This window comes from uncultured Corynebacterium sp. (assembly GCF_946998835.1).
Taxonomy (GTDB): Bacteria; Actinomycetota; Actinomycetes; order Mycobacteriales; family Mycobacteriaceae; genus Corynebacterium.
Window position 1 is genome coordinate 1 of the sequence record NZ_CAMQAZ010000053.1, and the last position, 7,854, is coordinate 7,854.

The 7,854-nt window shown below is 60.7% G+C and carries 6 protein-coding genes; 4 read left to right on the top strand and 2 right to left on the bottom strand.

Translation table 11 applies throughout. The features are described 5' to 3' along the window. Positions 1–68 precede the first annotated feature (68 nt). A complete protein-coding gene (locus Q0U90_RS11260) occupies positions 69–668 on the top strand; it encodes a transglycosylase family protein (RefSeq protein WP_297455151.1) in 600 nt (199 codons plus the stop codon). A 369-nt stretch (positions 669–1,037) separates the two neighbouring features. Here Q0U90_RS11260 and Q0U90_RS11265 read toward each other — a convergent pair whose 3' ends face one another. Next, a complete protein-coding gene (locus tag Q0U90_RS11265; RefSeq protein WP_297455154.1) occupies positions 1,038–1,226 on the bottom strand; it encodes a hypothetical protein in 189 nt (62 codons plus the stop codon). Between the two features lie 74 nt (positions 1,227–1,300). Between Q0U90_RS11265 and Q0U90_RS11270 the strand changes: the two genes are divergently transcribed. The 3 genes from Q0U90_RS11270 (at position 1,301) to Q0U90_RS11280 (ending at position 6,358) form a co-directional block, all read left to right on the top strand. Beyond that, a complete protein-coding gene (locus tag Q0U90_RS11270; RefSeq protein WP_297455157.1) occupies positions 1,301–3,820 on the top strand; it encodes a helicase-associated domain-containing protein in 2,520 nt (839 codons plus the stop codon). A gap of 167 nt (positions 3,821–3,987) precedes the next feature. Beyond that, positions 3,988–5,691 (top strand): DNA repair helicase XPB, encoded by a 1,704-nt coding sequence (locus tag Q0U90_RS11275; protein ID WP_297455160.1) that lies wholly within the window; start codon positions 3,988–3,990, stop codon positions 5,689–5,691. A gap of 25 nt (positions 5,692–5,716) precedes the next feature. Beyond that, on the top strand, positions 5,717–6,358 hold the full coding sequence (locus Q0U90_RS11280) for a DUF3239 domain-containing protein (protein ID WP_297455162.1): 642 nt from the start codon (positions 5,717–5,719) through the stop codon (positions 6,356–6,358). A gap of 111 nt (positions 6,359–6,469) precedes the next feature. Here the strand turns inward: Q0U90_RS11280 and Q0U90_RS11285 are convergent, their stop codons facing one another. After that, positions 6,470–7,648, bottom strand: a complete 1,179-nt coding sequence (locus Q0U90_RS11285; RefSeq protein WP_297455166.1) for an alpha/beta hydrolase — start codon at positions 7,646–7,648, stop codon at positions 6,470–6,472. Positions 7,649–7,854 lie beyond the last annotated feature (206 nt).

Genomic DNA, 7,854 nt, shown 5'->3' on the forward strand with positions numbered 1-7,854 from the left:
AGAGTGAGATGGGGTTGCATTAGCCCCACTGGCGCCACAAAGAAAATCGACGAAAAGGAAATTTTCATATGGCTCGCCACGCAGCTAAGAACAACACCTTCGCTTCCACTTCGGCCAAGGTTGCACTGACCGGTGCAATCCTCGGCGCCGGTGCCGCCGTCTTCGCGCCGGCCGCTTCCGCCGCTCCGGACTCTGACTGGGACCGCCTGGCACAGTGCGAGTCCGGCGGCAACTGGCACATCAACACCGGCAACGGCTACTACGGCGGCCTGCAGTTCTCCGCCAGCACCTGGAACGCTTTCGGCGGCAGGGAGTTCGCTCCGACTGCTAACCAGGCCACCCGCGCACAGCAGATTTACGTTGCAGAAAAGGTTCTGGCTCAGCAGGGTTGGGGCGCCTGGCCGGCATGCTCCGCTCGCCTCGGCCTGAATTCCGGCCCGACCAACCGCCCGCACCCGAACCACAGCGCTGCTCCGGTCCCTCCGGCATCCGCTCCGGCAGGTAATTTCATGGAGGCCAACGCCGCACTCATCCAGAATTTCATTAACAATCTGCCCCCGATCACCGGCCCGGCTGATGTTGAGAAAATCATTGCTCAGTTCCGCGAGCTGACCGGCCAGCTTCAGCTTCCTCCGGAGCTGGTTCAGCTACGGAATCTGTACTACTAAGACTTCCCAGGCTTGAGGATCTTTTCTTTCCCAGGCTTGAGGGCGTTAATAGACAGAAATACGGGCTGCAAAAGTGAAACTGTGCGAGTTTATAGCACTTTCAAGCCATTTTTCGGGCTGTTTTTGCTATAAACGCGGTCAGTAACTCGCGTTGGGGCTAAGTAGCAAAAGTGTGTCCCCCGGAGTCCCACCGGGTGGACACACTTTTCTTTACTTAGCCCATTTTTGTCTATTAACCCTATTTTCCTCCCCTGCCGGTCCCCTGAGAACTCCCGGGAACACAACACGACAAAACCCGCAGCCATGACTGAACAAGCAGTCGCGGCCACGGGCCTTGGGCAGGTATAACTCTGCTGAGAACCTAAAAGATTACTTGTTAATCACCGTGGTCGGGTGCACGTAACCCAGAGTCTCCGGATCAACCGGGAACTCAATGTCGCCGTAAGGCGAATCTGCACCAGCGTGGTGAGCAACCAATTCAGTAACAGCGTGCTGACCAGGCTCGAGGTCCTTCGGCCAGCCGGGATCGACGTAGGATTTCTTTGCAACGTTAGCCATGCTGAGATTATCCCAAAAATTTTCTTCCTAGTCACCTTCTCCCCTCCTAAAATCTCACTAAAGTGGGGTTTGTCATGACTAGCACCACCCCCTTTGCACTTTTTTCCGACTGGTTGGCAGCTCAACCAGACCAATTTGTGGGCACCATCCTCAGCAATCGCCCGGATGCGCTGTCACCACCGCCGAAGTCCTCCCAGGTGCTAGCGGCCCGGCTCCAACTCCGCGCTTCCGTCTCTCGCGCACTGACCAAACTGCCCGCGCTGGAGCTCGCCTGCGTTGAAGCTGCCGCGGACCTCGGTGCCGATGCCGAACCCATCACAGCGGATGCCCTCATCGACTACATCCTCGATTTGCTCTCCCGGGCAGAGGTTCCCGCCAATCAGCGTCCTACGACCACGCATATCAGGACCAGCCTCGATACTCTGCGCGAGTACGGCCTCATCTGGGGTAACGGCCCAGGGCCGCGCGGTACCTTCACCGGTAGGTCGACCCGCAAGAAGCCTCTGCCCTGGCAGGACTACTTCTGCCTCGGTGATGAGGTCGCGACTTCTCTGCCTCCCGGCTGGTATCTCCTGCCTAACCCCGATGGGCCGAGCCGCAGTCAGCTCCGCAGCGCCCTCGCTGAGGTTACCGACAGGCAGCAACGCCTTCTGGATACCCTGGCCAACTCTGGCGGTCTCGGTGTCACTAAGGATGCTCACCCGAATGCCGACCCCTCACTACCAGTTCCGGCACTCATCAGCGCTGGCCTGCTCGAACGCATCGACGAGGGCACCGTTCGCCTGCCCGCCACCGTCCGCGCACTCATGCGTGGTGTCGGGCTTGCCGACGACGACGTCCCCCTGCGCCCCGAAGCCCCCGCTACCCATGTAATTTCCAGCGGCAACGACCGCGCTGCCGCCTCTGCTTGGGAGACGTTGCGCCAGGCGACTGACCTCCTGGAACTCTTGGGAACCAACCCGGCCCCGACATTGAAAAACGGCGTCATCGGAGTGCGGGAAACTCGTAACCTCATCGAGGAACTCGGAGTCGATATATCGGAGCTGGCTCGCGCTGTAACCAACCTCAGTGCAGCGGGCCTGGTTCATGTCGGCACTCCGCACCCGCTGCCGCTGCACGATACCGGTGGTGACTATTTCGCCCCCACACTCGCAGCCGACGGTTTTCTCGATGCCGACCTGGTTGACCGGTGGGTGTGCTTGACGGTCGGAACTCGGACTAGCGATGCAGCTCCCTGGCGGGTCGATCAGCTAAGTGACGAGGGCAAGCGCATTGCCCTGCTCTCTCCGCACACTCGGCTCTCCGGGGTACCATCTATCCGGGAAATGGTGCTGGCCTGCTGTGCGCAGGTGGCGTCGTCGGCAAGCGACAACGACATTGTTGCCCTCACTGACCTACGTGAATGCGCTGCCTACTACTACCCCATCACGAACGCGCGATGCATCGACGAAACGCTGAATGGTGTGGTCGACGAGCTGGTCGCACTCGGCATTATCGTGCGGGACCCGGCGGTGGAGACAATGTCTGTTGGCCTTAGCGAGGTCGGCAAAGCCGTGGTCGCACTCATCGAATCCGGCACAGCCGAGGCCTTCGACAACCTGCGTTCCGCCTGCAACGACCTGTTGCCGCCGAACGCCTCGTACCTGATGGTGCAGGCGGACAACACCATCGTCGTGCCCGGCCCCGCGTCCCCGGAGATGGAGCGAATGCTCAGTTCGTTTGCGCAGCTGGAATCGCCCGGCCTCGCCAGCGTCTACCGTATCACCGAAGACACCCTTCGCGACGCTCTCGATGCTGGCACCAACGCCTCCGACATCTCCGAGTTTCTCTCGCGCTACGCCGTCGGGGAGGTGCCGCAGTCCGTTACCTATCTGCTTGACGACGTCGCTCGCCGCCACGGTCGTCTCCGCGGTGGCCCCGCAGCCTCATTTATCCGCTGTGACGATCCGGCCCTGCTGGCCACTTTCCAGAGTCACCAGGCCGGCCAGAGCCTGGCGTTGCGAAAAATCGCTGAAACGGTACTGATTAGCCAGGCTCCGCTTGCACAGGTGATTGAAACCGCCAGAACTGCAGGTTTTTCCATCATCGCCGAAGATGCCGAGGGCCTGGTCTTGGACCTCGGCCGCTCCCCCTGCCGTATCGAGGCTCCCGCTCCGGTGCCGACTGCGCACACCACGATGCCAGAGCCCGAACGCATCAGCCAGGCATTGACGGCTATTGCCGACGGCGACCGCGCTGCCGAACCCGCTGGTCATTCCAGTGGCAGTGCAGCCAGCAGCGGTAAGACTGGGGGCTCTGGTTCAGCCGTGGGCTCGAATGCAACCGCCGGTGCCGGCTCCGGCGCTAACGCCGCCGACACCAACGCCACGAGCGACTACACCTCTGGCACCGAAGCCTTCAAGCTTCTACAGCGCGCAGCCCGGCACGGCGATGACCTGTATTTAAGCTACGTCGACCGCAATGGCAAACCGGGCCGCAAGCGCGTGCGCCCAGTGACAGTCTCCGGCGGGCAGGTCGATGCCATCGATCCGGCCACCAGCCAGGTGCTGCGCTTCCTGCTACATCGCATTACCGAGGTACATCCGGTCGACTAGGTTGCGGGCGCGGGGGCCGTCGTCAAGCAATCTCACGCAGCCTAAGACGCACACACGAGTGGCGGCGATGGGAAAGCAATCCGAACCCGCGCCGCACCGCTTGCGTAATCGTGGCAGAATTGACCTTTAGCTTATTTTTGGTCGAATGTCTGTGAGGCGAGGAGATTATGGGTTTCGGTACCGGTCCACTGATTGTCCAATCGGATAAGACGGTGCTGCTGGAAGTCGATAATCCGGAGGCGGATGCGGCGCGTGCGGCGCTGGCACCGTTCGCAGAGCTCGAACGCGCTCCTGAACACGTGCACACCTACCGCATCACTCCGCTGGCGCTGTGGAATGCGCGCGCCGCCGGACACGACGCGGAGCAGGTGGTCGATGTGCTCGAGCGTTTCTCCAAGTTCCCCGTCCCACAGCCGCTGCTTATCGACGTCGCGGAGACCATGGACCGCTACGGTCGCCTGAGCCTGACCAAGCATCCAGCTCACGGCCTGATTCTGGTCTCCCACGACCCCGCGGTACTGGCCGAGGTGACCAAGCACAAAAAGATTCGTCCGATGCTCGGCGAGCAAATCGATGCCGACACCTGGACCGTGCACCCCTCCGAACGTGGCCGTATCAAGCAGGAGCTATTGAAGGTCGGCTGGCCGGCCAATGACACCGCTGGCTACATCGACGGCGAGGCCCATGCCATCGCCTGGCAGGACCAGGGCGCCGGGGGCCACGACACCTGGGAGCTGCGCGACTACCAGCGCATGGCGGCCGACTCCTTCCGCGAGGGCGGATCCGGCGTGGTGGTGCTGCCCTGTGGTGCAGGTAAAACGATTGTCGGCGCAGCAGCCATGGTGGATGCGCAGCGCACCACGCTGATCCTGGTCACCAACACTGTCGCGGGCAGGCAGTGGCGCGACGAGCTGCTGCGTCGCACGTCACTCACCGAAGACGAAATTGGCGAATACTCCGGCGAAAAGAAGGAAATTCGCCCCGTCACCATTGCGACCTACCAAGTGGTCACGCGCAAGACCAAGGGCGAATACCGCGCTCTCGAGCTCTTCGACTCCCGCGACTGGGGCCTCATCATCTACGACGAGGTCCACCTCCTGCCGGCTCCGGTGTTCCGGATGAGTGCGGATCTGCAGTCGCGCCGCCGACTGGGGCTCACCGCCACCCTGGTGCGCGAGGATGGCCGCGAGGGCGACGTCTTCAGCTTGATTGGCCCAAAGCGCTACGACGCTCCCTGGAAGGACATCGAAGCCCAGGGTTGGATTGCTCCGGCTGACTGCGTTGAGGTCCGCGTGACCCCGACCGAGTCCGAGCGCATGGTCTACGCCACGGCTGAGGCCTCCGACAGGTATCGCCTGGCCGCAACGACGCCGACGAAGATTCCCGTCGTCAAGCAGATTCTTGCGCGGCACGAGGGTGAGCCCGCCCTGGTGATTGGTGCCTACCTGGATCAGCTCGAAGAGATTGGCGAGGAGCTCGGCGTCGATGTCGTCGAGGGCAAGACCTCCAACGCCAAGCGTGAGGAGCTCTTCGGCAAGTTCCGGCGCGGTGAAATCAACACGCTAGTGGTCTCCAAGGTTGCGAACTTCTCCATTGACCTCCCCGAGGCCTCCGTCGCCGTGCAGGTCTCCGGCACCTTCGGTTCCCGTCAGGAGGAGGCGCAGCGCCTGGGGCGTCTCCTGCGGCCCAAGTCCGATGGTGGCGGCGCTGTCTTCTACTCTGTGGTGACTCGCGATACCCTCGATACTGAATACGCAGCTCACCGCCAGCGTTTCCTAGCGGAACAGGGCTACGCCTACCGAATCGTCGACGCAGATGAATACCTCGGCCCCACCCTGCCCGGCGATTCGACCGCTGGCTCGGAATCCTAGACAACTGGATAGCTAAAGGACTGCCATGAACTTCCACTTCCCCGTCAACCGCGAGCACACCAACGCCAACAACGAGTACTACCGCGATGCCCGTCGACTCCTCATTTCCTCCGGCATCTTCTCTGCCCTGCTTCTCATCGGAGCTGTGCTGGTTCTGGTAATTTTCGACCGCTCGCCTCTTGTGCTCGGCAGCGCTATCTTCCTTTTCGCCCTCGCCGCTCTCTACGTCGGCGTTACCTTCCAGGTCCGACGGGCAATCAAGGATCCGCAAGAGCTTTACGACGAGTCCCCGTTGGTCCCGGCCATGATTGCGCGCGTTGATGAGCGCACCATGGTTCTGATGACGTTGGTGGACACGCGTAAAGACCCATCCATCGGTGAGCCTGCCCCTGCCCTGGCGACACGTACTGTCACCACGATTTCCGGTGTGCCCCGCCGAGTGGGCGCAAAGGTGCCAGCTGTTGCTGTGGCCGGCACCCACAAGAGCCGCACCGAATTCTACGACGAAATCACGCCAGTACCTCTTGCCTGGTCCACTCCGGATAAGACGGTCATTGCTCAGGCGCAGCGCAGTATCCCGGTCAATGATTGGAACCTACTCGAACGCAACATTGACCGTGTGGAGGAAGTCCAGGCGACGAGGCGCGACCTCCTGCCGCTGGCCTAACCGGCGATGGCTAGCGGAGGGTTGTCCGTGGTTGCAGGTGGGGTGGCTGCCGGTGGCTGCAGGTGGGTTCCGGGTGGTTGCCCGTGACTGCCCTTGGCTGCCGGTAGCTAACTAGCTTCGTCCCCAGGACTCCTCGTTCTGTCGGTCGATTGCCTCCTTGTCGTATTCACCTGCCGGATCCTCCGGCAGTTCACGCGACGAATGAGTGACTTCGAGAATGAATCGCGCCGCGTCCGTTATCTGTTCCCTTTGAACCTTGGGAACCGCAATCTGGTGCGTAGCCAGGAACTCCGTTTGAGATGTCTTCCCGCCCGCTTCTTCGACCTTCTTCAGATATTCGGTCGCCGGTCGCACAACAGTGTCACGGGAGGCGGACTGCACGTGAACGCGCAGGCTTCGCGACGGCCCATGTATCCCCGGTGACACTTCCCTTGCAGAATCATCCTTCGTTCCGAAAAATACCTGCAACCAAGCTTCTGGAGCACCACGCAGATCCAGTGCAGGCGATACGAGCAACAGGGCTACCGGGGTGTTCTGACTAATCTGCTCTACTGCGGAAGCAACGTTATGTCCGCCAGAGGAGACACCGTAGAGAACTACAGGGTTGTCTTCGTTGATTGGTTTCGCACCCAACTTCTGCAGCTGTAAAGAGTCCTCCACTACAGCGCCCACAACCGTTGCGATATCTTCGACTGCCGCCGAGACGTGGTGCTCTGGAGCGAGCCGATAGTCCACGTCAACGACGATTGCGCCTGAGCGCGCTGCTAGCGCTGCCATGTTGGGGCCGAAGGCGTTTTCACGTAGAACACCGTCGCCCATCCAGAACCCGCCGCCATGTGCGGCTACAACTACCGCACCAGTTGCTTCTTCTGGGATAAAGACCCGGACCGGGATCTTATGACTATTCCCCGCGTTAGTGTCGGTCTGGCCTGTGGCGCCGGCTTGCACTGCTGTGTCAACGACTTCAATCTTTCCATCAGCGTAGGCAAGGTATGGCGAAGAGTGATTGACTGCGGCGCCCAAAACCATCATCGAACCATGAATGATGGCATCGGGCATACGGGCCCCGCGGTCATTAACCGAAGCACGCGCCTTGGCAATCTCGTCCTCGGAAGCGCCCAACGGGACAACCTCATTGAGGTACGAATACGCCGAGACATGCTCCTCCAGCCATTCAATAAGCTGCTGCAGCTTACCTTCCTCAGTGGTAACCGGAATGAAATTGTCCTGAGGCTCATCATTAGAGGATGAGAGGTTAACAACATCGGAATTTGGGGTCTGATTAGTCATAGCATCAGTGTGCCACAGAGTAAGCAATTAAATTCGTGGACCTAGCTAAGAAAGGAAACCGCCCGCCTATCCGGTGAACCCCGCCTATACCGTGAACCCCACCTAGGTGAAACCCATTCACCCATAGGTGTAAAAAAGTGTGGGGCACAGCCACCCACCCCCACAACAACAAGGAGGTAGGCAACCACGCCCCACACACAACAATA

What these genes read in the sequence shown, in the direction of transcription:
- Q0U90_RS11265 (WP_297455154.1), bottom strand. Translation starts at nt 1,226, where the DNA reads ATGGCTAACGTTGCAAAGAAATCCTACGTCGATCCCGGCTGGCCGAAG.
- Q0U90_RS11280 (WP_297455162.1), top strand. Translation starts at nt 5,717, where the DNA reads ATGAACTTCCACTTCCCCGTCAACCGCGAGCACACCAACGCCAACAAC.
- Q0U90_RS11275 (WP_297455160.1), top strand. Translation starts at nt 3,988, where the DNA reads ATGGGTTTCGGTACCGGTCCACTGATTGTCCAATCGGATAAGACGGTG.
- Q0U90_RS11260 (WP_297455151.1), top strand. Translation starts at nt 69, where the DNA reads ATGGCTCGCCACGCAGCTAAGAACAACACCTTCGCTTCCACTTCGGCC.
- Q0U90_RS11270 (WP_297455157.1), top strand. Translation starts at nt 1,301, where the DNA reads ATGACTAGCACCACCCCCTTTGCACTTTTTTCCGACTGGTTGGCAGCT.
- Q0U90_RS11285 (WP_297455166.1), bottom strand. Translation starts at nt 7,648, where the DNA reads ATGACTAATCAGACCCCAAATTCCGATGTTGTTAACCTCTCATCCTCT.